The organism is Streptomyces sp. NPDC039480 (genome assembly GCF_055597165.1).
This window is the reverse complement of sequence record NZ_JBVITX010000015.1, coordinates 84769-110918: the sequence shown is the minus strand read 5'-3', so window position 1 is coordinate 110918 and position 26150 is coordinate 84769. Positions and strand designations below refer to the sequence as shown.

Annotated in this window: 21 protein-coding genes; 1 reads left to right on the top strand and 20 read right to left on the bottom strand. The window is 70.8% G+C overall.

Annotated features, from left to right (window positions below; genetic code table 11):
• Positions 1 to 95: 95 nt before the first annotated feature.
• The 20 genes from ACZ56E_RS35875 to ACZ56E_RS35780 form a co-directional block, all read right to left on the bottom strand.
• The gene (locus tag ACZ56E_RS35875; RefSeq protein ID WP_471220840.1) at positions 96 to 3515 is read right to left on the bottom strand and encodes a LysM peptidoglycan-binding domain-containing protein; all 3420 of its coding nucleotides are present in this window, start codon (positions 3513 to 3515) and stop codon (positions 96 to 98) included.
• A 1-nt stretch (position 3516) separates the two neighbouring features.
• Positions 3517 to 3996 carry a hypothetical protein gene (locus ACZ56E_RS35870; protein ID WP_471220839.1) on the bottom strand — a complete coding sequence of 160 codons (480 nt, stop codon included), beginning with the start codon at positions 3994 to 3996 and terminating at the stop codon, positions 3517 to 3519.
• Positions 3993 to 4502, bottom strand: a complete 510-nt coding sequence (locus ACZ56E_RS35865; protein ID WP_471220837.1) for a TadE/TadG family type IV pilus assembly protein — start codon at positions 4500 to 4502, stop codon at positions 3993 to 3995. Before ACZ56E_RS35865 ends, ACZ56E_RS35870 begins: the two co-directional genes overlap by 4 nt.
• Positions 4499 to 4903, bottom strand: coding sequence for a TadE/TadG family type IV pilus assembly protein (locus ACZ56E_RS35860; protein ID WP_471220835.1), 405 nt, complete (start codon positions 4901 to 4903; stop codon positions 4499 to 4501). Before ACZ56E_RS35860 ends, ACZ56E_RS35865 begins: the two co-directional genes overlap by 4 nt.
• Positions 4900 to 5121 (bottom strand): hypothetical protein, encoded by a 222-nt coding sequence (locus tag ACZ56E_RS35855; RefSeq protein ID WP_468317573.1) that lies wholly within the window; start codon positions 5119 to 5121, stop codon positions 4900 to 4902. The genes ACZ56E_RS35860 and ACZ56E_RS35855 overlap by 4 nt, the downstream gene beginning before the upstream one ends.
• A gap of 49 nt (positions 5122 to 5170) precedes the next feature.
• On the bottom strand, positions 5171 to 6073 hold the full coding sequence (locus ACZ56E_RS35850; protein WP_471220832.1) for a hypothetical protein: 903 nt from the start codon (positions 6071 to 6073) through the stop codon (positions 5171 to 5173).
• Positions 6070 to 7032 carry a type II secretion system F family protein gene (locus ACZ56E_RS35845; RefSeq protein ID WP_471220830.1) on the bottom strand — a complete coding sequence of 321 codons (963 nt, stop codon included), beginning with the start codon at positions 7030 to 7032 and terminating at the stop codon, positions 6070 to 6072. The genes ACZ56E_RS35850 and ACZ56E_RS35845 overlap by 4 nt, the downstream gene beginning before the upstream one ends.
• Positions 7029 to 8549 (bottom strand): CpaF family protein, encoded by a 1521-nt coding sequence (locus ACZ56E_RS35840; RefSeq protein ID WP_471220829.1) that lies wholly within the window; start codon positions 8547 to 8549, stop codon positions 7029 to 7031. The genes ACZ56E_RS35845 and ACZ56E_RS35840 overlap by 4 nt, the downstream gene beginning before the upstream one ends.
• Positions 8542 to 9465 carry a hypothetical protein gene (locus ACZ56E_RS35835; RefSeq protein ID WP_471220828.1) on the bottom strand — a complete coding sequence of 308 codons (924 nt, stop codon included), beginning with the start codon at positions 9463 to 9465 and terminating at the stop codon, positions 8542 to 8544. The genes ACZ56E_RS35840 and ACZ56E_RS35835 overlap by 8 nt, the downstream gene beginning before the upstream one ends.
• 5 nt (positions 9466 to 9470) lie before the next feature.
• Positions 9471 to 10154, bottom strand: coding sequence for an SAF domain-containing protein (locus ACZ56E_RS35830; protein ID WP_471220827.1), 684 nt, complete (start codon positions 10152 to 10154; stop codon positions 9471 to 9473).
• A gap of 30 nt (positions 10155 to 10184) precedes the next feature.
• On the bottom strand, positions 10185 to 10565 hold the full coding sequence (locus tag ACZ56E_RS35825) for an ATP/GTP-binding protein (RefSeq protein ID WP_471220826.1): 381 nt from the start codon (positions 10563 to 10565) through the stop codon (positions 10185 to 10187).
• A gap of 527 nt (positions 10566 to 11092) precedes the next feature.
• Positions 11093 to 11476: a hypothetical protein gene (locus ACZ56E_RS35820; protein ID WP_471220825.1), complete on the bottom strand. Its 384-nt coding sequence runs from the start codon at positions 11474 to 11476 to the stop codon at positions 11093 to 11095.
• A gap of 621 nt (positions 11477 to 12097) precedes the next feature.
• Positions 12098 to 14689: a type IV secretory system conjugative DNA transfer family protein gene (locus ACZ56E_RS35815; protein WP_471220824.1), complete on the bottom strand. Its 2592-nt coding sequence runs from the start codon at positions 14687 to 14689 to the stop codon at positions 12098 to 12100.
• Positions 14686 to 15327 (bottom strand): hypothetical protein, encoded by a 642-nt coding sequence (locus ACZ56E_RS35810; protein ID WP_471220823.1) that lies wholly within the window; start codon positions 15325 to 15327, stop codon positions 14686 to 14688. Before ACZ56E_RS35810 ends, ACZ56E_RS35815 begins: the two co-directional genes overlap by 4 nt.
• A complete protein-coding gene (locus ACZ56E_RS35805; RefSeq protein WP_471220822.1) occupies positions 15324 to 16439 on the bottom strand; it encodes a C40 family peptidase in 1116 nt (371 codons plus the stop codon). The genes ACZ56E_RS35810 and ACZ56E_RS35805 overlap by 4 nt, the downstream gene beginning before the upstream one ends.
• Before the next feature lie 44 nt (positions 16440 to 16483).
• Positions 16484 to 19180 (bottom strand): hypothetical protein, encoded by a 2697-nt coding sequence (locus tag ACZ56E_RS35800; protein WP_471220821.1) that lies wholly within the window; start codon positions 19178 to 19180, stop codon positions 16484 to 16486.
• A 370-nt stretch (positions 19181 to 19550) separates the two neighbouring features.
• Entirely contained in the window at positions 19551 to 22181 is a 2631-nt protein-coding gene (locus ACZ56E_RS35795) for an ATP-binding protein (RefSeq protein ID WP_471220820.1), read from the bottom strand.
• The gene (locus ACZ56E_RS35790; protein ID WP_471220819.1) at positions 22181 to 22777 is read right to left on the bottom strand and encodes a hypothetical protein; all 597 of its coding nucleotides are present in this window, start codon (positions 22775 to 22777) and stop codon (positions 22181 to 22183) included. The genes ACZ56E_RS35795 and ACZ56E_RS35790 overlap by 1 nt, the downstream gene beginning before the upstream one ends.
• The gene (locus tag ACZ56E_RS35785; protein WP_471220817.1) at positions 22774 to 23097 is read right to left on the bottom strand and encodes a hypothetical protein; all 324 of its coding nucleotides are present in this window, start codon (positions 23095 to 23097) and stop codon (positions 22774 to 22776) included. Before ACZ56E_RS35785 ends, ACZ56E_RS35790 begins: the two co-directional genes overlap by 4 nt.
• A complete protein-coding gene (locus tag ACZ56E_RS35780; RefSeq protein ID WP_471220815.1) occupies positions 23097 to 23966 on the bottom strand; it encodes a conjugal transfer protein in 870 nt (289 codons plus the stop codon). Before ACZ56E_RS35780 ends, ACZ56E_RS35785 begins: the two co-directional genes overlap by 1 nt.
• Before the next feature lie 1120 nt (positions 23967 to 25086).
• On the opposite strand from ACZ56E_RS35780, the gene ACZ56E_RS35775 reads away from it, so the two are divergent.
• The gene (locus ACZ56E_RS35775; protein ID WP_471220814.1) at positions 25087 to 25641 is read left to right on the top strand and encodes a hypothetical protein; all 555 of its coding nucleotides are present in this window, start codon (positions 25087 to 25089) and stop codon (positions 25639 to 25641) included.
• Positions 25642 to 26150 lie beyond the last annotated feature (509 nt).

Sequence of the window (26150 nt, the reverse complement as noted above, 5' to 3'; positions counted from 1 at the left end):
CGGCCGCCCATAGCGTCTGACGGGGCGGAACAAGTACGCGTTCGTGGCATGGCCGAGCTGCTACGGCCCTGTCAGATGCGGTGGCGGTGTGTGTATCACGTCTGGTCGCCGGTCTGGTCGAGGAGTTGGCGCATCAGGACTTCGGTATCGAGTTCGGCGGTCAGGCCCAGGGAACGGTTGACCTGGTCGAGGCGGGAGATTGCTGCGGTCAGGCCGCTCCGGTTTCCTGCAGCGGCTTCGATCTGGAACCAGTCGCGGTAGAGCAGTTCGCAGGTGTCATCGACCTCCAGCCCGGTGGCGACGGCGCGGCGGGCCAGGGTCAGGTCGTGGTGCGGCCCGGGGGCCAGACGCAGGGTGGCCACGGTGTGTGCCGTGCTGACGATGCGCATGATGATTTCCTGTTGCAGGGGCTCGCTCCAGGGCAGCGGATGTGTGCCGAAGGGCTTCCCGCGCACCTGGCTCAGGGCCTGTTCGAGGTGGGACAGCCCGGCGGGGCCGTGGGGCAGAGCAGCTTCGACGGTGCGCAGGAAGGCGTGCCAGTCACAGCAGATCTTTGGGGAGATCTCGAACGGGTCCGTCTTCACGGAGCGCCGCGGCACGTACCAGAGTCCCTCGTCGTCCTTGCCCAGACTGCGGCGCAGGCCACCGAGGCGGGAGTTGAGGGTCTCGGGGGCCCAGGGGTGGGCCGGGTCCATCTCCGCGCACAAGGTGTTAGCGCTGCGGCCGGGACGCAGGTGGAGCAGAGCAGCCAGTTGTGCTTCGCGGTTGCCGTGGCGGGAAGCGGCCACGCCCACGATGGTGACCGGCCCCAGCACTTGGATGAACGGCACGCCGGGAGGAGCACTGCCGGCCAGGCCGGGGGAGGGCCGGTGGCCGGTGGCTGGGGCAGGCGGTGCGCTGCTGGTGGTAGGAGTGGTCCCCGCGAGCGGTCGCTCGGCTGCGGGAGCGGGTGGTGCGTTGCCCGCGGTTGCGGACGGCGGCGGGGTGTCGAGGTCCTCGGTTGCAGGGGCCAGCGGGGCATCGGGCGCGTCGGGATTCCTGCTCACCGCAGAGGCCATCGCGGGTACGGCGCTGGGGGAGGCGGAGGCGGCCAGGAGGGCCGGGTAGATGCCGAGCCCGTTGCTGTCCGCCGCAGTGCGGTCGGCGGTCGGGGTGCCGGCAGGAGAGCCAGAGCTGGGGGAGTCGGTGGACGGTGTGCGGGGCGGGTCGTTGCGGGCGGAAGGCGCGGTGGCCGCGGTGCGGGCCGCGTGGGCGGTCTGTGTCTCGGAGGGCACGTGCTGCCAAGGACCGTCGGCCGGGCGTGGTTCCTGCCCGGACACGGTCAGGGCGTCGGTGACCTCTTGGAGGGTGTCGTGCTCCAGGCGCTGCAGGGTGATGTCCAGGCCGAGGCTGTCGAGTGGCTGCGGCTGGGTGCGGGCCGCGTCCAGGAGCTCGCTGTCCTCGAAGAGCAGATGGCCTTGTCCGGCGGGAGCAATCAGCGCGACCTTCATGGTGTCGCCCGCTGTGTGGAAGGTCTCGGCGACCTGCCAGGCACTGTCCGCCCCCAGGTCGGCCGCGCACAGGATCAGGTAGGGGGTGCGGGATGCGGCGGGTTCCTGGTGGGCTTCGAGGAGACGTTCGGCGAAGTCCCGTGCCGCGTGATCGGGCTGGTCGATGTGCGCGATGCGGCCCGTGGGCAGCAGGTGGTTCAGGCCCTTGCCGAACCCGACAACGACGATTTCCACGTCGCTCGCCCATGGGCTCATGCCGAGCTCCAGGGCCAGACAGGTGAGGACCTCCGTGCGGCGCTCAAGGTCACCGTCTAACAGCAGCACGCCGGTGCGGCACAGATCGAGCAGCACCAGATGGCTGTCCTCGTCGGCGCCGATGGTGACCAGCCCCGGGTAGGGGGCCGGCACGCGAGCGGCGTCGTCCTGGTCGAGGAGTTCGGCGGTGTTCTCGCAGTTCCACCAGCCGCCCCGGCCGGCCGTGAAGGGGGCGAGCGGGTCGGCCTGCAGGTCCTCGGGCAGGACGTGCACGCCGCTGTCGGTGATCCGGGCGCCGCGCAGTGCCGGAGGCGAGTGCCCGTGCTGGGCGCTGTGGTGGGCGAGCGTGCGCAGCGCCAGGTCGAGGCGGAGGAGGCCTGCGGGCTCGGCGGCCTGGGCCAGTTGCGCCTCGGTCGTGGAGGTTTCCTCAGGCATGGCGATGAGCTCGCCCGGCCGGGCGCGGCGGCGCTGCAGGATACGGCGCAGGGCCAGGGCCAAGGTCACCGCGGCCGCCAGGGAGACCAGCACCCCCGCAGTGCGGAGGCTGAACGCCCCCGATGTCCAGGAGGCGTCGGCGTCCGGGGCGGGTTTGGCCGCAGGCATCGGCTCGCGGGAGGGCCGGTCGGTGGGCGCCGGTTGCTCACGGCCGGGCTGCTGGGGTGTCGCCGACGGATGGCGGGGATCAGGCGCGCCGGCCCCGGCCTCCTCTCCGTTGCCGGAGTTGTCCTGTTCCCCGGCAGAGCCGTCCTCGTGCGAGCCGGGCCTCTCGCGCTGGTCGCCTGATGCGCCTGGCGCGGCGGTGGGCACGGTGATCCGTTGGCCGGGGTAGATCAGGTCGGGATGGCTCACCGGCGGTGTAGCGCCCGGCTGATCGTCTCCCTTGCTGGCCTCGAACAGCTTCGGCCACTGCGCGGCATCGCCCAACTCCTCCTGGGCAATGCCGGACAGCGACTCGCCGGCCTTGACGGTGTGCGTCCGCTCGCCCTGTTGCTCCTTGGCCGTTTCCACCTGCTCGTCGGCGGCCGCGAGTTGCCCCCGCGGGCTGGGGGCGGCTGGCGCCGGGGGGTGGTTGGGCACCGGTGAGGGTGCGGGGGAGGGGATGCGGGCGTCGGGCGGGAGCTGTACGTGGAGTCCGGCAGGCAGCAGCGCGCTCTGGGGCAGATGCGGGTTGAGGGTCCGGATCTCGCTGGAACGGGTGCCGGATCCGAGGTAGTCCACGGCCAGGTCCCACACGGTCTCGCCGGTTTCCCCCACCACATGCACCGGCCCCGCGGGCGCAGGCCGGGCAGCGGCCGCGGCAGGGACTGTGTCCTTAGCGGCCTCCTTGCCACCAGGCCCTTCAGGGGTGGGCTGGACCGGGGCGGTAGCGGCGAGCGCGGGCGCCGGAGTGGCCATCGCGGTGCCGGCCGGCAACACCAGCAGACCGCCCAGGAGGAAACCGGCCAGCCGCTGCGGTGCCCCCAGCGCACGGTGCCGGCCACGTGCCGGGCGGCGGCGCAGCAGAAGACGGGGGAGCTCGGCCAGCACGCTCAGGGCGAACCACAGCCACAGTGCCCACGCCAGCACGGTCATCACCGTGAACAGCACCTGCCCGTCGTCCGGCGACAGCAGCGCGTTGCTGATGTCCGCTGCGCTGGGCACCCCGGCCGGAAGAGTGCCGGCCCGGGCGAGCACCCAGGGCACGCCGGCCAGCAGCAGGGCCAGGACGCTCAGGCTGCCCGCGGCCCGCAGCACGCCCAGGAGTCTGCGGCGAAGGGAGGGGTGGGGCATCTCAGGCTCCCGGGTCGGTGCGTTCGAGCGTGACGTCGGCCCGCGCGGTCACCTGCATGCGGGTGGGGCCGAAACCACCGAGCAGCAGCGTGTGGTAGGTGTCGTGGACGGTGATGGTGAGGCTCTGCCCGTCCGCGGCGACGGTGACCGTGCCGTGCACGCCCGCATCCGTAAGGAAGTCTTGGGCTGTGGCGATGGCCTGGGCCGGGTCGGCGCGGGTGCCCTTGCCGGTGATGGCGTCGGGCCCGTTGATCTCCTGGCCCGCCGCGCGCGCGGCTTCGGCGGCGATGTCGTCCGCATCGGCATCGGCCATCAGCAGGCGTCCGCCGTCGACCAGCAGCGCGAGCAGAGCGATGATGACGAGCGCGAAGCCGATGAAGTACAGCTGCACCGAGCCGCGGTCACCGCCCCGCGTCGCCCGCGCCCGCAGGGCACGACGGGGACCTGCGTGGTGTCGGCCGTGGAGGCGGGGAAACGTCATCGGCTGTGCTCCTCACCGGCACGGGCCACATACCGGTCCACGGCGCTGTGCCGGGTCGCCCGCAGCGTTTTGGAGCCCGGGAGCCCCGGCACGGCCAGCTGCGCCAGCGGGATCGTGCAGTGCACGGACACCGTGACGGTGCCGGCCTGGCCGGGCTGAGAGGGGAACTGGCTGGTGTCGACCTGGATGTCCGTGCTCGCACAGGTGCGCTGCGCCTGGCTGAGAGAGCGCAGCGCCGCCTGCCGGGCACGTGCCTGGGCTGTATCAGGGTCGGCGGACTCACTGGCCGCGCGGGCGGCCGCGGTCGCGGCGTTCGCCGCCGTGCTGTCCCCGAGCCCGGCCAGCCCGAACGCCGCGATGATGCCCAAAATCGGTACCAGCACCGTCAGGCACAGCACGGCCTCCAGCGTGTATGAGCCCCGATCGTCACCGGCCCGGCCGGCCAATGTCACGACCACCCGCGCGCACGGCCGGTGGCCGCGGATGCGCTCCTGCTGCCGGCTCACTGGTTCTTCTCCACGGTGTCCTCGGCGCTGCGCTCGATCCGCAAGTCCCACGGCAGGAAGTTCATGACCCGCCCCGACACGGTCACCCGCACCCGCTGGCCGGTCGATCCGGCCGTACTGACGCGGGCCTGCTGCACCACCCCGACCCGGGCGAGCCAGGCCTCGGCGTGCGCCGCGCCCTGCCCGGGACTGGACTGGAACTGGCCACCGGTCTGCGCGCCCTTGCGCGCCGCGGTATGGGCGGCGGTACTGGCCAGGAAGAACACCCCCAACTGCAGCACCAGCAAGGAGATGAACAGCAGGATCGGCGCGATGATGAGGAACTCCAAGGTGGCAACCCCCGACTGTCCGCGCACCGCCTCCTGCCGCAGGCGCCACCACGTGCGGATGCGGCCGCTCATGCGCCGACGGCGGCCTTGAACCGGTCGATCAACGTCGTCGAGGTGTCCTTGAACACGGTGCCGAATGCCACTGCCACGCCCAGCACCACCGCGCCCAGGATCAGTTTCTCCAGGGTTTCCATCCCGGCGTCCCGGCGCACCCCCGCCATCTTCTCCCTGCGGATCAGCCACGCCGTGTGCAGCCGGACCGTGACCTTCTCGAGCCCCGTTAACTTCATGACGTCTTCCCCTTGTTGAATGCCACACCACATGTGCAGGCATGTCTGGTCAGATGGAGGTCAAGGCGCTGAACGCCGGGTAGGCGAACATCACCAGCACGACCGTGAACAGCACCGTGCCGGGCACCACCAGCCGCTCGGACGCCGAGTTGGCCTCGGCCTCCCGGTCGGTGAGCAGCCGCTGGCGCAACAACAGGGCCTGGGTCGCCAGCGTTTTCTGGATCGAGGCCCCGGCCCCGGCCAGCGAGAAGGACTCGGCCGGCGCCGCCAGCTCGGGAATGTCGAGCTGCTCGCCGAGCTGCTTGAGTGCCTCCCATTGCGGGATGCCCGCCAGCTCAGCCCGTTTGAGGGCCGCACTGATGCGGGTCAGGATCCAGTGGTCACCGACCTCGGCGGTGCGCTGCACCGCCGCCTCTGGACCCACGTTCGCGCCCCGCTCCAACTGGGCGCGCTCCAGGAAGGAGGCGATGGCGTAGCGGACTTCCAGACGGGCCGCTTTCGCCGTGCGCCGCACATCGGCGTCCGCGGAGAACCAGAGGTAGGCGGCGAAGCCCACCGAGACCAGCAGCGGCGGAGCGAAAGAGAGGCCAAAGCCCGCCAGGTTCAGCAGAAGCCAGCTGACCTGCACCATGACCAGGGCCGCCACGGCGCCCAGCACCTTGGTGCCCACATGGTGGGTCACCGACTTGTTCAGCAGCTCCAGGTCGGCGCGCGGCACGTTCAGCCGGTGGCCGTGCGCAGCCAGGATCTGCGCCCCGGCCCGCTCCCACACCGACTCTTGCGGTGCTGCCCGGCCGCCCGCGGGCCTGGCCTGCCCGGGCAGGGGCGTGGTGTTCTCCAGCCGGTCCAAGACGGCGTCCATGTCCGCCCGGGCGGGCAGCAACTCCCGCACCAGCAGGAACAGTCCGCCGCCCGCCAGGGCCCCGCACAACAGGGCTTCGGGAGAGATCACGACAGGGCCGCCTTCCGCTTTTTCGGCTTGTCCACATCCGCCGGCTCGCGGCCCTCCCCGTGCCTACCTGGCGTGGACGGCAGGGCGGCCAGCAGCCGGGGCGCGGGCCGGGACCGGGCAAGCGCACGCATGGCCACCAGGGCGGCGCCGAACGCACTGCCCAACGCCAGCATCACGAGCTGGCCCTGTCCGGTGCGGTAGATGTCCCCCCAGGACGGATTGGTCAGGACGTAGACGGCGATGGCCAACGAGATGACCGACACCCAGCGGGTGCCGGTGCGCACCTGGCTGCGTTTGGCATCCAGCGTGCGCAGCGAGATGGCCTCCTGCTCGGTGAGGCTGGCCATGGACTGCAGGGCCCGGCTCAGCCCCGGACCGTGGTCCTGGGCGTGGGTGAGGAACAGCATGACCGCGTTGTCGACGGCCCCGTCCGCGAACGCGTCGGCGAACTGCCGGTAGGCCAGCGCCGGATTGGAGCCCACCCGCAGCCTCGCGGCCAGCCGGCGTACCTGTGGGCGGATGGCCGGCGGCGCGCGTGTGGCCGATGCGGTGATGGCACTGTCCAGGGTGCCGCCGGACTCGTGCACCCCCGCCAGCTGCTGCAGCCACTCCGCCAGTGCCTCCAGCCGCACGATCTGCCGCTCGCTGGTGCCGGCCGGATTCCAGATCCACGGAATGCCCAGCACCGCCAGCGCGGCCAGCAGGCCGTGCACCGGCCGGGACCAGTACAGCCAGGCGCCCGCCGCGGACAGCCCGGCGAGGAAGACGATGAACCGGTACCGGCGCGCCCACGCCTCGGGCAGCGAGGCGCGCATCTGCTGGTAGCGCACCACCACCCGCGAGGGAGGCCGCTGGCCGGTGACCGGCGCCGGGACGGCGCCGCGCACCGTCACCAGCAGCCCGCCCACCAGCAGCGCCCCGCACAGCGCAGCCAGCAGGTTCCACTGATCCGTACTCACGCCGCATCCTCCTTCGCGCGCAGCAGATCCAGCGGCGCCGGCCACGCGCCGTACGGGGGCACGGTCAGCCAGCGCCGGTCGAATCCGGCCAGCGTCTCCAGCTCCTCGATGCAGGACGGGGCCAGCTGCGGGATGCCGCGCGGATCACAGCCGCTGGGCGCAAAAATCTCCTGGAGGGAGGGACGGCCGCTCTCACCGGGCTGCACCTCCAAGACGTGGGAGACAAACCGGTGGCGGCGCCCACCCTGACGGGTCTGGTTGATCTGCTTGAGATAGACCACGAAGTTCACGGCGGTGCTCACGAGTTCGTGGACGTCGTCACGGTGCATCCCCGGGCACAGCGTGACCAGGCGGGGCAGCACCAGCTTGGGGTAGGCGGCGTGCAGGGTACACATGGACCCGGCACCGCCGGCGCTCATCGCCTGCAGCATCGCGATCGCCTCACGGTCGCGGACCTCACCGACGATGACGCGCGTGGACAGCATGCGCAGCGCGTGCGGGAACATGTCCGCCACCGTGATCTGCCCGACCGGACGGCCATCGACCAGTTCGCCGTTGGACTCGCGGGACTCCATCGCCAAAAACTGCGCGCCGTCCTCGAACTGGTCCAGATACAGCTCACGGTCCGACTCGAGGGTGACCACCCGCTCCTCGGCCGGAATCTTCTTCGCCAGCGCGCGCAGCAACGACGTCTTGCCAGTCCCCATATCCCCGGCGATCAAAAGGTTCTTCTTCGCCAGCACCAGCGCGTGCAAGAACGCCGACAGCGCGGGCGAAAGGGTGCCCCACTGCTGCATCTGCTCCAGGCTGGAGGCCATCACGCGGTGGCGCCGCACACCCAAAAACGGCTCGCCGGTCAAAGTGGTGGCCTCGGCGCGGGAGCCGTCCGGCAGCCGGAAACTGACCATGGGCGAGGACGCCGAAAGACGCCGTTCACGATGCCCGGAGTTCGACGCCAACCAGTTGATCAACGCGATCAGCTCATCGTCATTCTGGGCGACCGGAGCGACCCTCACGGTGGGCCGGTTGAAGTAGTCGACCTGCACGCTGTCGCCCAGCACGACGATGTTCTCCACGTCCGGGTCGTCCAAATACTTCTGCAGCGGCCCGGCGTGAAACAGCGCGTCATAGACGGCCTGGCACAAAATCTCGACCTGCGCCTGAGTCAGCGCCGCACGCTGGCGGGCCTGATCCACCGCCCACCGCGAGACGCGCGTGGCCACCAGCGAGCGGGCCCGCTCGCGGCGCGCACTCTCGTTGGCCAGCGGGTCCTTCTCATCGGCCGCGACAATGTCGTCGCTGACCGCATCCCGCAGACCGGCAATGTCCTGCGGAGAGGCGGGCAACACCCCGGCCTGCTCGGTAACGCCCACGGCCGAAGGAGAGGAACTCACCGAAGGGCGCACCACCGTGCCCGCCGGCGGGGCGGCCGGCATGTCCGGAACCTGCTGGGCCAGGGACTGCCGCAATACGTCCTGCAGACGCGGCACCCCGGACCCGGGAGGCTGCTCAACCATGCGCGGACACCCCCGGCAACCGGGGATCGGGCACGGTCGCACCAGGCGGCCGGCCCGCGGACAGCCGCTGCAGCACTCCGGCCACCTGAGGGGAACTGACCGCAGCAGCAGGCATATCCAGCGCGCGGCGCCGGGTATGAACCTCTACCGCGATCGCCGCGGCCGTCTTGCGAGCCTGCTTGAGCAGGGGCAGCTTCGCCAGCCGCGGCGGGCGCTGCGCACCATGGGTGAACAAGCCGGCGGCGGCCGCATCCCAGGGCAGCAGATCCACGACCGGGATGCCGAACCGGCGCGCGATGGCATCGGAACGCAAGCCCCCCGCGACCGCGGACAGTTCCTGAATGACCAGCAGCCGCAGCGCTTCACTGCCGCTGCCCCGCCGTTCCAGTTCGCCCTGCAGGACGCGCGCCACCGGCAGGGTCTGGGCCACCGAGGTCAAGGTGTTGCGCAGCACCAGCACCACCACATCGGCGCGGTGAGCGAGAACCGTCGGGAACAGCCCGGCATGCACGCCGCCCCCGTCCACAATGACCTGCCCGGCATCGACCATGACGTCGTAGCCCGCATGCTGGTCCATGGCGTGCAGCAACAGCGACAACGGCTCCCAGATCCCAGACAGGGCCGCGGCCTGGGCGGGATCGGTCAGTCCGGGCAGGACCAGCCGGTTACCCTCCGCATCCAGCGGGCGCAGATGCGCCTCGAAGGCCTCGGCGAGGTGGTGCTGGAGGTGCGCCTGCGCCAGATGCCACAGCCCCACCTCCCCGCCCCACGCCCCTTGCCGGTAGCCACTGCGGATCGAGGCCTGCCGTCCCGAGGCCTCCACGAGCAGGGAAGGACGGGGACTGGACATGGCCAGGGCAAGACAGGACACGGTGACTCCGCAGCCATGCCCGCCGGCGAGCACCATGACGGACATCGCGCTCAACCCCCGGCCTTGAGGACGATCGCGACCCGGCCCGCACTGGCATCGGCAGCCACCACCGAACTGTCCCCGTCGCCGACGGCGACCTGGACCACGACATCACCGCTGCTGGCGGGCGCACCCACCTTGACCACCCGCCCGGTCACCTCGGGCAGATCGGCCGGCTCCTTGCCGGGAGCCGCACCTTCCTGAGGCCGCGTCACCAGACTCACCGTGTCGCTGGGGCGCAGCGCATCCACCGGCGCCATGCCCCGCTTGACCTCGACGGCGACCAGCGCCTCGCCGGGCCTAAGCCCCCCGTGGCTGGTGAGCTGGCCTGCTGTGAGCAGGGAGCCTTCGGGCAACGCGGACGCGGCCCGGCGGCCCACGACGGTGTCCTTCTTCGCCGCGGACACGGGCCTGAGGCCGGGATCGTCGGGCAGGGAGACCACCCGCAGATCCGCCGCGCTGATCTTCTTCCCGGACGGCACGTCACGGGCCAGGGCCAGCACATCGGAGCGATCTCCTGAGGCGTTCATCAGCCCGGCAAAGCCGATGGCACCGGCGAGCACCATCACCACGCCGATCACCATGAAGGAGCGGCGGCGCCGGCGGGGCGGCTCGGGGTCGGTGATGGCGACGTCGGGGCGCATCACGGCGTCCCCGGCTGGCGGAGCGGGCACCTGCGGTCTGTTCTTGGACATGCTCTTCAACACCACGTGCTTGCCATCCTGTTAGTCGAGGACTCTCATCTCGCCCACGGCCACCGTGAAGTCGCTGTCACGGACTTCGGTGAACTCGCCCTGTTCACCGCCGCCGGTGACGTGCCACTCGACGGCCCAGGTTGCGGTCGCGGTGCCCTTGAAGCGGCCTCCCGCCCGGTCCTTGGAGCCGGCGCGGTAGAGGTGTCCGCAGTCGGGCGACTTGGTCATGCCGTACGAAGCCCGGTACTTGGTGCCGGCCCCATGGCAGATGACAGTCTTCCCATCCCCCATCGACCAGCGGATCGAGGACACCTTCGCGGTGGCCGACACAGTCACTCCGGCCAGCGACGCCGAGGCGGTGTTGGGGCCGAACGTGGTGGGGGAGGGCTCCACCCACATCCACATCGGCACGCCGACGGTGTACTTTCCGGCTGCCCGGGGGCTCGCAATGTCCGGCCCAGTCAGGAGCATCGAGTCAACGGCTTGACGGGCCAGTGCCTCGGGATCGACGTCGACTTCCGGTGCCTCGGCAGCCCAGAACACCTGCGGGACCCCGCCGAGCACCCCAGCCATAGCGGCTGCGCCCGCGTCCTCTACGAGGCAGACGCGGGTGTAGATGGCACCGTCGCCAGGCTTGTGCCCTTTCCATAATGGGTCGCTCGCGGGCGGCTGCGGGTCCAGACGCTCGACAGCGCAAAGCTGAGGGCCAGCCTTGCCACTGGTACTCGACTTGTCTTTCCCTAACTTGCTCGCGGGGCGGCCGTCCCCGTGGTTGCGGCCTCCTCCGCCACCAGGATCCTTGCGGCAAACCGTCACGTAGGAGGACTGCCCTGGGCAGATACCACTGGTGCCGTCGTCCGGCTGAGGGGCTGCCATGGCGCTGGTGGGCAGCACTGTGGTCGCCAGGACTGCAGTCAGGAGCGTGGGTGCTAAGCGGCCTAGCACTGGCGGTTTCCGTGCGTCTCGATCTTGGTGATGATCCACTGCTTCCCCCACTTCTCTGCCTGGGCAGTGGCCTGATAGCGCATGGGCTGGTTGCTCGGAAAGGGCTGTACCTTGCCGCTGGAGCGTTTGACGGTCTGCCAGTTGGTGATGTCCAGACAGTCGGTCAACCGGGCTTTGGGAATCTTCGCGCTGAGATCGATAGGGGTCTCGATCTTGGTGTTGTGGTGCGTCGGCGCACCTTTGGTGGCGGTTCCGGCCTTCTTCATCGCCAGCAGGTCGCCCAGCGCGCGACCGAGCGCGTCCTTGGTGGCATATTTCTTGAGGTCGGTCCCTCTTATGTCCGCCTTCGCATAGGCTTTGACCTGCTCGTCCCACATGCGCGTGTAGACGGTGAGTGCAGCCCTCTTCTCCCGAGACTGGGGGTCGGCGCTTTTCGCTGGCGCCGTGGGTGTCTCGGTGGAGTTGGTGGATGTCTTCCGTGGGGAGTCATCCGCGGTGCTGTCGCTGCTGCAGGAGGTAACGGCGACACTCAGCACAGCTGTGAGAGATACCAGGGGCATAGTCCGCCGTGCGCGGACGTAATGATGCGATCGCAATGTCATGTGCGCTCTCCCCGTATGGCCTGTTGTGAGAACGATGACCCAGTGCCGCTAAGCTGGGCGGAGTGGTCAACTCCGTTAAAGCAGAGGCCAGTTGTGGCTTCTGTCTCGCGCGTGCGTGGTGCGTACATTAGGACACCCCCGCCAACAGGTCACGTATTTCCGGTAGTTGATGGTTGCAATAGCTACGGAGCGATGGCGCCGCCGTTGCTGGTCAGCCTCCCTGTAGATCTTCATCTGCGTGCTTTCGCAGGGATCTACATATCGATTTGAAGATTCACGCGCTGCGGCGAGGTGTGCGGGCGCGTCACGCTCGGGCCGGGGAGCGCGACCTGGGTCGCTCTCGGTTCGGCGGTTCTTCGATCGGCTGTTGAGGGGCCGTCGGGCAGCTGTGTGCTGTCACTGGTAGCTCCTGGTCTTGGTGAGTGTGACCGGTGAAGTGGGTGCCTGTTCGTTCAGGAAGGTGATCACCCGGTCCAGCTGGGCAGTGGCGCGTGCGGTGAGCTGAGGCAGGGGCAGGGCGCCGGCCATGCGGTCGGCGCAGCGCTCTAGGAGGCGGACCTTGGCCGGGCGTGCCAGGTGGGCGAAGACATCGTCCAGGTGGGGGCCGTGGATGAGGACGGGGCCGATGCGGCGTCCTTCGATGGTGAAGGTGGCGTAGTGGTCGTACTGGTCAAGGTGGGCGATTTCGGCGGCGCTAGGGCGTTCTCCCCATTCCTCGGTGAGGGGCGCGACGGCGGCCCGGGATCCTTTGGTGGTGGATAGGGTGGAGGCGTTCTGGAGCAGGGACTGGCGTACATCGCCGGGCAGCCGGGCCAGCAGCTGCGTCAGTGCGTGGATTTGGACGCGGTACTTCCGGAAGTCCTCGAACATGCTGGCGATGGAGTCCGAGGATGCCTCGGCGAGGGTGATGAGCTCGTCGAAGTAGGCCCGGAACAGCTGCCGTTGGGCTTCGGGGAGATCGACTCGGGAGCGTCCGGCCTGCAGCAGATCGCGGTTGAGGAGGGCGGACACGAGGCGGTCGGTGGGGCCGCGGCCGGCCGTGCACACCCACACGATCATGCGGTCGTCCATGGCGGTACGGATGTTGTAGACGCCCTGGCCCTGGCCGAGGAAGCCGTAGGTGACCGGGTTGCTGGACAGCCGGGTCAGCGGGTTGAGCAGGATGCTGAAGGCATCGGGCGGGAAGGTGGGGAAGGTGTGCTCCCACCAGGCACGTGAGTCCTCATTGAGGACGTGGCCGACGGCGCCCAGTGCCTGGGCGCGGAAGGAAGCGTCGGTGAGCAGGGCGCGGATGTGGAAGATGGTGGCCTGGTCCGCCGGGCGCCTGGCACGGCAGGCGAGCTCGTTGACCGCGGTGAGCACCGTCAGCGCTGCTGTGAGGATCGCGATCGCGCGCGGTGCGGAGGCGTCGTCCCAGCCGAACGCAGCCGCGAAGGAGTCGACCACGCCCTCGACGACCGCATGACGGGCCCGCTGGTGGTCCATGCCGATCGGATTCCACGAGCTGACCTGCGGGCGGGCTCCGACACCGGTCAGATCGATCCGGGCCAGCCGCTCAGCGATGTGCTCGTGCGCCAGGAAGGGGGCGGCCCGGGCGAAGCTGTCGCGGTGCGGGTCGACGAACAGCAGCCCGCCCCCGGCGTGGGCATATCCGATGGCCTGGGCCACGGCGAGTTCTGTCTTGCCACCGCCCGACTTGCCCACGCCCAGCTCATACAGTGTCTCGCCCGTGTGCGTAGCGACCAGACGCCGGCGCCCGTCGGGCCCTTGGTGCCAGCCCTGCAGCAGCAGCTCGGGATCTTTCGGTCTCCAGGTGGGCAGGTCGGCGGGCAGCAGCGGCAGGCGGCAGTGCACCGTGGGCGGTTTGAGCAGCCCTGCCAGCTCCTCCAGACGCACCCAGTTCGCGCGCGGCGGCTCGCACTGCCCGGTCTGCCAGCGCCGGTCGAAGACGGCACGGTGCGGGAAGCGGTCGGCCCCCAGGCGCCAGGGGCCGACTCGTAGGCCGCGCATGGCCAGCCGGGCCGAGCCGCCGAACACGTCGAAGCCGGCCTGGATCCGTGCCATCCGGGCGTGGGCGCGCCCCTCGATGTCCGAGGCGCAGCGCACCAGGATCTGCACCCGCACCAGCTGGTCGTCCTCGGCGAGCTTTCCCAGCGCCTGGGAGCGGTCCACGCGGCCCGTTGAGGGAGGCATCACCACCGGCCGCGGCCGCAGGGCCCCGCTGCCGCGCCCCGACAGCAGCTGCTGCAGATGGGCCACGAGTGAGACGTCCAGCCCGGCCCCATCACGCTGCAGCCAACGCGCGGCGCGCGCGGCCTCCCGCTCCTCTGCGCGCCGGGCACGGCCCACCAGCTGCCAGCGGCGCACCCGCAGCGCCCACTTGGGGGCCCGCTGCAGATCGACGCAGATCTCGGCCAGGTCACCCAGGTCGGCGCGCAGGTCGGCGACGGCATCCACGAGCGGCTGCAGGGGGTCGGGCTGGAGCGGGACCTCGCGCAGCCTGGCGATCGGATTGCCGCGCAGGATGAACTCGGCGCGCACCTCGTGGGCCCGGGGCCGGGCGGGCAACGGTCGTGCCTTGGTGACGCGGACGTGGGGGCCGAACGGGGTGCTGGATAGCAGCCGTTCGGCTCCCGCGGGACCCTCGAGCCGGTAGGCGAAAGGATGCCGGTCATCGGCACACAGCCGGATCCGCACCGCCTTGGCGCGGCGCGGCGCCCACCAGGGCAAGGAGGTGCAGGCCCGGGCGAGTTCCACGCCGCGCCGGAAGATCTCTTCTGCGGTGGGGTCGAAGTACGGAGCGGGCTCGAGCTGCAGATGCATCCGCTCCTGGGAGGCTTTCATCGCTAGATGGTGGGTCAGGACCAGCGCGGCGATGAGCGTGGCGGCCACGGCCAGGGCGAGCAGGTACCAGTGCGAGGCCAGCCACAGCAGCACCCGTACCACCCCGGCCGGGTAGGCGAGGGGATCGGATCGTTGCTGTGTCATGTGCGGGGCGTCCACGTGCCGGCTCCTTTGGTCCGGTGGAAGGTGTAGCGACTGGTGCGCCCGTCGGTGAAGGTCCCGCCGCGGTCGGCGGCCGCCCACACCAGGTGCACCACCGCCCGGTCGGCAGCGCCGTCGCGGCGGGCGATGGCCGCCTGGATCCGCACGCGGCTGAAAGCGGGCGCCACAGCACCGGTCAGGCTTGCATCGAACAGGCGGGGAAAGCGGGCGCGGCCCACCCCGGTGGCATCCGCCTGCAGCAAGGCCGCTGCCTGGTGGCGTAGTTGCTGCTCCTGGGCGGCGGGCAGGTCCGCCGGCCAGGCGTTTTGCAGCTGTTGCTGGATCTGCCGGTCGGTGGCCCGTCCGCTGCTGCGCGGCGCGCGCACCGCAGGGGCCGCAGCAGAGTGGGCCAGCTCCTCACTCCGGGTGTTTCCGGCAGGGCGGCGGGCAGTGCGGGAAGTGGGCGGGGCCGGCGGCCCGGATACGGCCGCGGCGGGAGTGTGGCCGTCCTGGGCGGGCCGGCTGGGGGTGGGGGCGGTCTGCAGGAGCAGGCAGCCGCCCAGGGCGAAAAGGAGCGTGCAGGCGAGCAGCAGCCAGGGGGAGCGCGGCACCCGGCACGGGAGCAGGGGAGGGGTGGTCACAGCAGGCGTGCTCCTCCCGCATAGCCGGGCATCGCGTCCACGGGGTCGATGCGCACCCGGGTTCCGGGCCGTGCGGCGTTGACCATCTGCCCCTTTCCCGCGTAGAGCCCGACGTGGAAGATGGCTCCGGTGCGGTCGGCGTAGAAGACGAGATCGCCGGGGCGCAGCGCGCGGATGCCGCTGCTGGCCGGGATGCGCCGGCCCATGGTGGCCTGGGTGTGCGCGGTGCGGGGCAGGGCGATGCCGACCTGGGCGTAGGCGTAGGTGGTCAGCCCTGAGCAGTCGAATCCCGTGATGCCGGCACCGGATGCGCCGCTGGGGGAGCAGCAGGTGCCGCGGCTGGGTCCGTGCGCGTTGCCGCCGCCCCAGGAGTAGGGCGTCCCGCGCTGGGCGAGCGCCGCCTTGAGGACGATCTTGGCGGTGCCGGATGCCTGCCCCAGCTCCACGCTCTGGGACGAGCTGGTGGCGGCCGCCCGGTAGTGCTCGATCTGCCGGCTGACGTGGTGCACGTACTCCTGCGACCGGTTGTACTGGAAGATCGCGGCGCGCAGCTGGTCGCGCTGGTGGAGATTGCGGCCGCGGCCGCACAGATACACCGCGGCTCCCAGCGCGGCGTCGAAGGCATTGTGCGGGTCCTTGACCTTGTCGCCGTTGCCGTCGCGCCCCGTGGACTGCCAGGTGGAGGGCAGGAACTGGAACGGGCCCACGGCCCGTTCGCCGTCGGCGGTGCCATCCCAGCGGCCGCCGTCGGTGTCGGGGAAGACGGTGTGGTTGTGCCCGGTGCCGGACCCGTTCAGCAGCACGCCCAAGATCCGCGGCCGGTGGATATCACCGTTTGCGGCGATGGGGCGCCCGGCGGCGTGGTTGCTCTCCACCTTGGCGATGCCGGCCAGTACCGGCCAGGACATCCCCCGGCAGCGCGGCACGTGACGGCTGATGGTGTGGGAGGCCTTTTTGTAGGCGGCCAGCATCGTCGGCGGGATGTCCGCGGCGCCGCCGCCCAGGCCGGGCTCGTCTTCGAGGTCCGGCTTGTGGGCGGAGAGCTGGGCCGCAGCGGACAAGACCCCGGCCATCGGGGCGGCACAGGAGGCGGCTGCGATCACAAGGGCCACCAGCAGGCACCCCCACTTCGCGCGCCGGCGCCCTTTCACCCGGTTCACGGCTCGTCCCCTTCACGGTCGGCATCGGCCACGCCCAGGCGCGGCGAGCTGTCCTGGTCGCCTGGCATGGTGCGGCGCCGCAGTTCCTCAAAACGCCGGCGTGCCTCCTCGCGTGAACTGGGGCTGGAGCCCAGCACGGTGGGAGAGGACGGGGTGCGCTGCGGGCTGGGTAGCCGCGCTCCGCCAGCGGCCCACCACGGCTGGCCCGCCGCCTGCCCCGTGCCGGGGGAGGGGGAGGCAGACGGCCGGGCCGGGCCCGGCGGGGTGCCCGGAGGCTGCGGTGGGACCGGCGGCGGTGCGGCAGGGCCGCTGGGCGAGGGCGGCGGCAGGCGCCGCGAGCCGGCCGCCGGCCCCGATGCCGTGCCGCTGGTATCTGCGTGCCGCCCGCGCCAGGCTCGGCCGTCCTCGCGCACGGTGTTGCGCCACACCTCGAGCTGCTGCCGGGCGTCCTGGGTGTACTGCGAGGCGCGAGCGCGCCCGCGCCGGGTATTGGCGGGCAGCCCGTAGGTGGCGCCGTAGGCGAGACGGCCTGCGCGGTTGAGCAGGCGATAGCCGCGCAGCCGCACCAGCTTGTTGTGCGCCCGGGTGGACAACAGGGTGCGATCGCTGTGCTGGTCGTGCAGGACCGCCCCCGAGCGCTGATCGGCGATCAAACCGTCCCTATCCCGGTAGCGGTCCGGCGGCCCGTGGCGTCCCGGCCCGCCCGTCCGCCCGGCCACAGCCCCAGCCGCGCCGGCCGGCCCTGCACCGGCGCCGACGTCTTCGGCGCCGGTGGGCTTGCGCATCGTCTCCAGCCTTTGATCGCCGGGATGGCGGCCCACCGTCAGCCACCAGGCACCGCGCGCCCCCACTCGGGCGCCGGTCGCAGCCAGTGCGAGCGGCGCCAGGCCGCGGGAGGCTTCCGCGCCCGCGTCGGTGAGCAGCCGCCCGGTGTCCAGGGGCATGCCGGTGCCATCTGTCATCGCGGCCAGCGAGCGCAGGAGGCGCTGGCGGGTACCGAGCCGGCCGTATCCGCCGCCCAGGGTGCGCAGCCCGAACCCGCCGCCCGCCCCCTGGCCGCTGCCGTGGACCGCCAGGGCCGCGCCGATCTCGGAGCTGTCCCCGGGCAGATGGGTTCCGCCGATCTTGGCGTAGCGCATCCGCAGCGACAGCCGCTGCCCGGCCGCCGAGAGCGTCTGCAGCAGACGGCGGTGGAAGGCGAGAGCGGCCAGGGCCAGACCGTTAAGGGCCAGCAGCCGCTCGGCCGGCATCTGCGGGCCGTCGGTCAGCATGATGTCGATGCCGATGCCATAGGCGGGCAAGAACATGCACACCGCGAACATCGCGGCGACGCAGACGCCCAAAAGCGCCAGCCACTTCCACACGGCCTGCCGGTTGGGGCCCGGCAGCATCGCCCACACCAGCGCGACACCGCCGACCGCGGCGGCCGCCGCATCCGCGGCCTGCACCCCGACCAGCACGAACGCTCCTGACAGGGCGATCGCACAGATCAGCAGCGCGGAGAGGAACAGCAGCAGCACGCCGGCCGCCCGCCAGCCAGTGGGCTCCTGGGCGTAGCGCGCGCAGGCCTTGCCCACCGGCCCGGCCTTCTTCAACTCCGCCAAAAACGCGGCGAACTGCTGATCCTGCTCGCTCAAGACAGGGCTGGACGCCTCCAGGAGCTGGTTGCCCAACGTCAGCTTGGGCAGGTCCTTCTCCGCATCCGGCCTCTGGTTGTTCAGATGGCCCGCCTTGCAGTACTTCTTGGCCGGCCCCTTGATGCCGCTGCAGGCGTCATCAGCCTTTTGGTCCTGCTCGGCATGCTCCCGGCTGCCGGGCTTGTAGCCGCCGGAAACCCATTTGAGGTGCAGCGCATACGCCTGCCGGTCGGCCTTCTTGCCCGGGTCCAGGACCCGCCCGTACTGCACGAGCATGTAGCCCTTGACGACCAGAACATTGCTCAGGGAATCCTGGATGGGCTTGGCCACCTCGGAGGCGGAGTAGGGCCGCTCCTCTTGGATCTGGTGGCATTTCTCCAGCGCCTGCCCCCACAGACCCGTCCCGCACGGCCCCGCGTTGCCGCTGGCCAGCTTTCCGCCCCAGTCATGGGAGGCGACGGTGGCCTGGGCGACCTCACCGGCCGCCTGCTGGCTCTGGGCCAGCGGCCCGTCGGGGCCCAGCAGGTAGTCCGGGCGGATGAACGCCGATGCCGCGAACGCGGCAATCAGCAGGGTCAAGGCGATCTCCCCGAGCCCCTTGCCCGCCTTACCCCGCACCAGAAGGATCCCGCCGAAGATGAACGCCCAGCCCAGCAGCAGCCCCTTGAGGCCAAGAGTGTCGACGACGATGTCGTTGTAGGTGTCAGAAATCTGCTGCGCCGGTTCAGCCAGCACCTTGATCAGTGGGAAGCGCAGAGCGAACTCAATGGCCCAGCAGGCCAGCCCGACCAGCAGACGCAACAGCGTGAACAGCCCGTTCATCAAAAACGCGTAGGCGTTGGTCTTCAGGGAGAAGATCGACCCGCCGTGCGCGGACAGCTCATAGCCGTTGATCGGCACACCCTCGGAACTGTCCACATTCAGCGGGGCCAGCATGTCCCCGCCGCCCTCAGCGGCGTAGGCGACCTGGGCGTTGACGATCAGGAACACCACCGCGAGCAGCAGGGCGTAGGTGAACGAGCGCAGCCTGCCGTGCCCCGGACGCCACCGGATCATGAGAGGTCCCCTCTCCCTAACCGGCGCAGGACCACCAGTGCGAGCGCAGCCGCGGCCGCAGCCGCAGCTGCGGCCGGCGGCAGGCCCGGCACCACAGGAACGTGCTCCTGCGGCCCTGTCTGCGCTGGCCGGCCCTCTGCGGCTGCGCCATGGCGCAGCGCCGGCCCGACGACCAGCACGCACACGCCGGCGCGCTGTGAGGACGCGCGGTGGCCGGTGGCTGGCCCGTGGCCGTCCGGCAGCGCCCAGGCGGCCGGCAGCTGCAGAACCATGACGAGCGCGGCCAGCATCAGACCAGCCCAAGCTGCGATTCCGGCGGCCCGGCGGCAGGCATGGCGCCGCCGGGCCTGGTCCCATTCCCGGCTGATCATCAGGAGGCCCTCTCGGGCGCCGGCACCGGGGGTGCCTGGCCGGGCGTGGTGGTGATCCCCGAGGCGATCCGCGCAAGCGAGGGGATGACGACCTTGAGGCGGCCGGTGTTCTGCCGCGGCCCGGTCAGCAACAGTTCCCCGGCCCGCTCCCGCTGGCCGACGGGGGACAGGTTGGAGGTGACCAGCCGCACCAGCGCACTGTCACGGCCGTCCAGGCCCACGAACTCCAGGCCACGGCGGGCCCGTTCACGATCGGTGGTGCGCGCCAGCGCCCGGTAGGCCATCAGCCCCCGGTCGGGGCCCAGTTCCTCGGCCTCGTGGGCGCCGGCCAGCAATCCGGCGCCGTGCTTGCGGCCATCGTGCAGGATCTCGTGCACGAGGGCGGTGCCCTCGGTGGACGAGGTGAGCCAGTACAGCTCATCAAGAGCGACCGCACAAAACTGCTCGGGCCTGGCGAAGGCGGCCTGCCGGGCGATCGCGGCGATCAGATAGAGCACCGCCCGGCCGATCAGCGCCTCCAGCGGCTGCTGATGGAGCACCTCAGGATGGGCGAACGCCTGCTTGGGCGGCAGCTTCAGCCCGCTCGTCGACACCACGATGAAGTCCGAGGATCCCTTTCCCTCCAACTGCACGGGAGGCAGCGTCGGATCGAACACCATGCGGGCCAGATGGTTTTGTTCCACCACGCGCAGCAGCCCGGCCAGCGTGGCGGCCGCATCCTGCCGCTTGCCCGCCTGGCCTGCGGCCATCTCCCGCAGGACGGCGACCACTGCGCTCATCGAGCAGGCAGCGGAGCTGGCGGCCTGCTCCACGGCGTGATGCAGCACCTCACCGGCGGTGGTCATGGGGCCCACCCCCAGCTGCAGCGTGAGGTAGCTGAGGGCGTAGTGACGGCCCTCGGCGCCCGGGAACATCCGCAGCGGATCGATGGACAGCGCGGCCTGTGCGGCATCGATGATCTGGCAGCGGCCCGGCGCAGCCGCCTGGGCGAAACGCGCCCACTCCCGCACCGGTGTCCGGTCGATGCAAATGACGCGACTGCCCCGGTCCACCAGCGACCCGGCGATCAACTTCAGCAACACGCTCTTGCCGCCGCCGAGATCCCCCACCACCCCCAAGGAGGCAGAGGCATCCTGCTTCGGCGCATCCGCCACATTGATCAACACCGGGCGGGTCGTGCCACAGTCCAGATCCAGCCCCAGCAGCAGGCCGCTCGGATCACCGACCTCACTATGCGCGAAGGCCCCCGACAACGCCCAGTCCTCACTGAGCTGATGCTGGGTGAACTCCCGCAACCGCGGTGCCCGCACCGCCCCGGGCAGCCCGAGGGCAAACAGATCGACCTGCAGCCCGCACGGGCGCACCGCCCGGTAGTCGGCGCCCGCCAGCAGCTTCTCCAGCGCCCGCGCCCGCGCATCACACAGCTGAGCAGTCGGCCCCCACACGGTGAGAACGGTGATGCTCTGCACCTCCACCTCGACGCTGTTGCCAGACAGCCGGCCATCAAGCTCCCCGAGATCACCGGCGGCTTGTGGCAGCGAGGCGGGCATCCCGGTGGGCCGCACCTCGTACTGGTCGGCCTGGTCCACCAGCTCGTTCTTCTTGCGCTGCACCTGGGCGCGGGCCGTCTCCGCCGGCACCAGCGTGAGATCGACGGTGAAATCGACGGGAAAATCGAGGACCTCGAGCTGCGTAAACAGATCCGCCGCTTCCTCACTGACCACGGGCGGGCACTCGGCCAGCACCAGATGCGCCTGATACCCGGTACCGGAGGCGCTCTCCACCTGCAGCCACCGACGCCGCAGCGGCGACGGTGACTGCTCCTTCCACCACGGCATGCGGCCTCGCGCCGCCCGCGCTCCCGGCGGCTCGGGGGCGGGCTGCTCGGCGCGGTCGGTGCCGCCCTCTTCGAGGCGGACCTGCCCCAGGTCGGCATAGCTGGGAGAGCGCAACACCCCGCCGCGCACCTGCCCGCCATACAGCTCGCTCGCCGCCGCCTGGCCGAGCAGCGGCTCGGCCAGGCCCCGGTGCACCGCATGCTGGATCATCCACACGATCTCCGCGGGCCGCGCCGGACGAAAGGCAGCACTACCCGCCAACTGGGCCTGCACCTGCACGGCTTGTTCCCGGAACGCCCTCACCTCGGCGCGCGAGATGGGCGCGGCCCGCAGCCCGAGCGCGTCGCAGACCTCCGCCCACAGCGCTGTCGCCGCCTGCAGATTCTGGCGGCCGCTCTGAAGCGGAACGGCCAGCCACCAAGAGCGCTGGTGCATCTCCTGGTCCTCCAGCAGATCCAGCGCCGCCTCCAGGTGCTCGATCCACAGGTACGCCTCAGGTGGCAAAGACCCCCCGGCCTCAGCGATCCCGTCGACCATGCGCCAGGCGACCTCACTCGCATCGACCTGAGCGCACAGCCCGAACAATCGCGGTGCGCCGGACAGCGAACGCACCAGCGCTGTCGTCTTCTCGAGTAGTTCGTTGCGGACCGCGGACGGTACATAGGTGCCCGGCACGCTCTCTTGACCACGTCCCTGGCTGTCGGGGCCGGGATGCAGACGGTAGATGGCCCACACGTGTCCGTGGGCGGACCACAGCAGATGTCCGGCGATGTGCCGGATGGGAACACGCATCAACCCTCCCTGGTCCTGGCCGAGTTCTGGGCGTGCAGGTGGGCTCGCCTCAGCACGGCGCGCACCGGCGACGCCGGGGCTGCGGATGCCGACGACGACCCTCTGCCGACGTCGACGGGCTGCTGCCCACCGGCCCGGGCATCCGGCCGACTGGGGCTGCCCGGCCGGCGCGCGGGTACCGGGCGCGGCGTGTGGTCGGCTGGGGGAAGGCCTTCGATGGTGAAGCCGCCGCCCAGGCGCCGTGCGGGCTGATCCCGTGCGGCCCGGCGGCCTATGCGGCCGCCGGCGGGCGAAACCGCCAACGCCACCAGGCCCAAGGCGGCCGCGACCGGTGTACGCCCACCGATCTTCGGGCGCCGCAACAACCAGATCCCCACAATCCAGGCGACCACCGGCACCACCGACAGCGGCCCGAACCCGCCCCACACCCCAACCGACTTCACCAGAACGAAGCCGCCCACGGTGGCCAGCGCGATCTGTGCCGAGTTGTAAGGCCCCAGCGGCAGACGCCAATCGCCGATCTTGCCCATCACCCACGGATAGCGCCGCGCAGAGGTGTAAAAACGCGCCCGGCGCGCGGCGGCCGCCGCGCTCACACCGGCCCCTGCCTGCTCACCGGCCCGCCCTCACGCCACGCAGGTGCAACAAAGGGGGCGCTCTTGGCCGGGTTCTTCACCTCGTCCTCGAACATATCCGCCAGCTGGTCGCGTGAGTTGTACAAGCCCAGCGCGATCACCATGAGGATCAAAGCGCCAATCCCCGCCTTGAGGCTGAAGCGCTGCAACATGATCACCAGGACGATGATGACCAGCGCCGCCTGCAGACCGGCCGCGCCCAAGTCCTTCGCCGTCCCAATCCAGGAATCACCCAGGTCAGCCAACCTGCCCGCGACAACCACACGGTGGACGCCGTCCATCAGCGCTCACCGCCCGACCCGGAGGACAACGCGGCGATCTCCCACCGGCCGCCGCGCGCAGCGAACGTGAGCTCGTAGGACAGCGGCCACCGTCCTGCCGCACCCTCCGCCTCGACCTGGACCAGGACATGCACCCGCGTCCCGTCCCGCGGCACCCGGCCGCCAGCGGCCGTCTCCTCACGCGCGGCCACTTCTTCTACCTCAACGTCCTTCACCGCCGCAGGGGAGAGCGCAGCCACCTCCGCCCCGGGCGCCAGATACCGGCCGACCTCACCCCGCCCGGCCAAGTACGCCAACAAGAACTCCTTCGCGGCCTGCGTCAACGGGCCCTCGGGGACGGTGACCCGATACGCGGAGACAGGCACCCGGTGCAAGGCAGGAGCGGCCACCAGCGCCGGTGCGGCCATCACCGCGAAGGAATCACCACTCTCTGAGACGAGCGCCGGCACCGCGAAATAGCGCACCGCATCCGCATACTGCGCCGCCACCGTCACCGACCACTGCCCCTCCCCGCGCGGCACACTGCGCACCGGCGTCACCCGGCGCGGCGCCTGCGCATCCTCCTCCAGGGAAGGCAGCGGGACACCGGGGGCCATTGACTGCGCCCGGCGCCCGGCCGCACTGCCCGCATCCTCACTGCTGCGCAGCCAGGCATCGACGAACTCCGCCACGTATCCCGCCGGATCGGCCACGGCCGTAGGCTGCGCAGGACGCTGCGCGGCCGCCCCCGACGCCGCCGCGACCGTCGTGGACGGCTGCAACGCCGCGAGGGCCAGCGCCAGCGGCCCGGCCGCAAGCGCCGCCCAGACGCCCGCGCGGCCCCACTGCACACGTCGCCGCATCTGGGTCAGCGCCACCCCGGCGGCCACCGGCGGTCTCCCGGCATCGGGTAATTGCTTGGGACGAAACATGCGTGAACTCCCAGGAAGGGCAGGCGGATTGATGCCCCTGAGAGAACCGGCCCGGCCCGACCGTTTTGCCGACCACACCGCCCCGACCACAGCCTCGAACCGGTCACGAATACGCGGGCGGCCCGTGGGAGCAGCTACCACCGCACGCAAGCACAGTCTCGATGCACGAGCGCCGCAGCCCCGCCTGCGGGATCGAACAGGCGCAGAAGGGGGACCAAGGACGCACTCCTGCAGAGGGCACGCACTCGCGCCCGGAGCCTGTGCACAGTGCACCGCTTCGGCAGCCCAGCGTCGTGTGCACCAGGCCGAGCACCGCACTGGTGGCGGGACGGGGCCCTGCCCGCGCTCCGGCTACGGAAGGTCAGGTCCTGGCGCGCCCTGAACATCGCTGTGACCAGCGGTGGCCGAGGCCCATCCCCATGGTGGTCGGGGCTATGGGCCGTCGTGGTCGCCCTCTCCCATCACGCGCCGCAGAGGCCCGACTGACCGAGCGCCAGCGCCAACGGTGCGCCTCACCCCACGGCCAGCCGGCCCGAAAGACCTACGTTCGGCCGCCGCAGGAGGCATCGGCGACTGCGTACCGGCCCCCCTTCGCACTACGCATCATTGTTGCCACCGCCCGTCCGCTGCCGGCCCAGGAATGGTCGGGGCCGACCACCGACACCGTCTGTCGTGATGCCGTTGTGATCGTGGCCGGGGCCCACTGGCCGGTGAACTGGTCAAGGCTGCCGGATTGACTCACGGCATGAACCAGCCCTCCCAACGGCCTGGGAGTATTCCGCCGCCAGCCCAGCGCCGTGCGTTGACCTCCGCTCGGCCTCGTTACGCACCGCGCAGCAGAGCCACCGCCCCATTCGGCGCCTTTTGAATCTCCTGCAGCGGCCCTACCCCACGACGCACGTCCCGACGATGGCGGCCAGTGCACCCTCTGCACCACCTGACTACCGAACGCACCAACTGCGCTGGCAGCGGTGACGCACCCCTACCACTGGCTCGGTCAACGCAGCTCGTCCAGCGGCCCACTTCGGGCCTCGCCTTACCCACGCCGGATAGCCGATATCAAATAGGGAGCCCCACCATGACCACCCGTCCCGGCAAACTTCCGAGCCCGCAGAACGCGCCACACCTGCTGTTCGCCCACCAGCCCTACTTCCCGCCCCGTGGCCTGCCCGAGATCAACACAACCATCGTGGAGGCCGCCGCCTTGCTCCACAGCCGGGTACGCCAGCCCGACGGCGACCGGATCCACCGCATACTCAACAACGGCAGCCGCGCCCCCAGGGAGATCGTGCCTCTGGCCACCCTCACCCACGAACTCGACGGCGGCGCAGGCTGGCCGTCCGTCGGCGACTGGGAGCAGGTCACCCAGGACCTCCTCATCCTGAGCCGCTTCGGTACCTGCGACGCCATCCGCCTCGGCCTGCCTGCCATCGAACGGGCCTTGGTGTGCTCCGCGCCCCACAGCGAAGTGGTGGCCTTCGACGCGACGACCGGAAAGCGGCTCACCTACGGGCCCGCCGAGCGGGCCAGCGTCCTCGCTCAGCTCCAGACCCGCCTCGACGCCCGCTCAACAGAACACGCACACGACCCCGAGTTCCGCACCGGCGCTCGGCCCGACAGGCCCCGGCCGTAACTCCCATCCTCCGCACCGTCCTGCGCCGCCATACGACACACCGGTGACCACCACTCAGCCAGTGACAGTGGCACGCTCGCGAAGCGGACATCACCTGCTCCGGCCACCGACTAGCCCTAGATACCCAATCCAGAGAGGGCTTCACCGGTGTCAGACGTGCTGCGCTAGCGCCCGATCGCTGCAGTCGCCGCCTGGTCGGGCAGTTTGTGCACACAGACAGGCTCAGCCTCGGCGGCTCCAGCGATCGGAACAGACAGCAGGTCCATCCGACCGCCACGTTGGGGACCTTACGCGGTCACAGCACCAGACGGCAGGGTTGCCACGCCTCATCAGGAAGGGCCTGAGAGGGCTTGGTGACGGTTCCCTGTGTCACCTTTTGCCAGCTTCAGGCGCTGTAAGAGATGGGGGCGCTTGCCAAGATGCCTTTCAGTGGTGCCTTGCCAGCATGTTTGCCGAGAGCCCGGTGAAGAACCGGCTTGCGGGCGGCGCCCCTTGCAGGATCGTTGATG

Excerpts from the sequence above, each read along its gene's own strand:
- ACZ56E_RS35875 (WP_471220840.1), bottom strand. The coding sequence starts at position 3,515 with ATGCCCCACCCCTCCCTTCGCCGCAGACTCCTGGGCGTGCTGCGGGCC.
- ACZ56E_RS35870 (WP_471220839.1), bottom strand. The coding sequence starts at position 3,996 with ATGACGTTTCCCCGCCTCCACGGCCGACACCACGCAGGTCCCCGTCGT.
- ACZ56E_RS35860 (WP_471220835.1), bottom strand. The coding sequence starts at position 4,903 with ATGAGCGGCCGCATCCGCACGTGGTGGCGCCTGCGGCAGGAGGCGGTG.
- ACZ56E_RS35855 (WP_468317573.1), bottom strand. The coding sequence starts at position 5,121 with ATGAAGTTAACGGGGCTCGAGAAGGTCACGGTCCGGCTGCACACGGCG.
- ACZ56E_RS35840 (WP_471220829.1), bottom strand. The coding sequence starts at position 8,549 with ATGGTTGAGCAGCCTCCCGGGTCCGGGGTGCCGCGTCTGCAGGACGTA.
- ACZ56E_RS35835 (WP_471220828.1), bottom strand. The coding sequence starts at position 9,465 with ATGTCCGTCATGGTGCTCGCCGGCGGGCATGGCTGCGGAGTCACCGTG.
- ACZ56E_RS35830 (WP_471220827.1), bottom strand. The coding sequence starts at position 10,154 with ATGTCCAAGAACAGACCGCAGGTGCCCGCTCCGCCAGCCGGGGACGCC.
- ACZ56E_RS35820 (WP_471220825.1), bottom strand. The coding sequence starts at position 11,476 with ATGTGGGACGAGCAGGTCAAAGCCTATGCGAAGGCGGACATAAGAGGG.
- ACZ56E_RS35815 (WP_471220824.1), bottom strand. The coding sequence starts at position 14,689 with ATGACACAGCAACGATCCGATCCCCTCGCCTACCCGGCCGGGGTGGTA.
- ACZ56E_RS35800 (WP_471220821.1), bottom strand. The coding sequence starts at position 19,180 with ATGATCCGGTGGCGTCCGGGGCACGGCAGGCTGCGCTCGTTCACCTAC.
- ACZ56E_RS35795 (WP_471220820.1), bottom strand. The coding sequence starts at position 22,181 with ATGCGTGTTCCCATCCGGCACATCGCCGGACATCTGCTGTGGTCCGCC.
- ACZ56E_RS35785 (WP_471220817.1), bottom strand. The coding sequence starts at position 23,097 with ATGGACGGCGTCCACCGTGTGGTTGTCGCGGGCAGGTTGGCTGACCTG.
- ACZ56E_RS35775 (WP_471220814.1), top strand. The coding sequence starts at position 25,087 with ATGACCACCCGTCCCGGCAAACTTCCGAGCCCGCAGAACGCGCCACAC.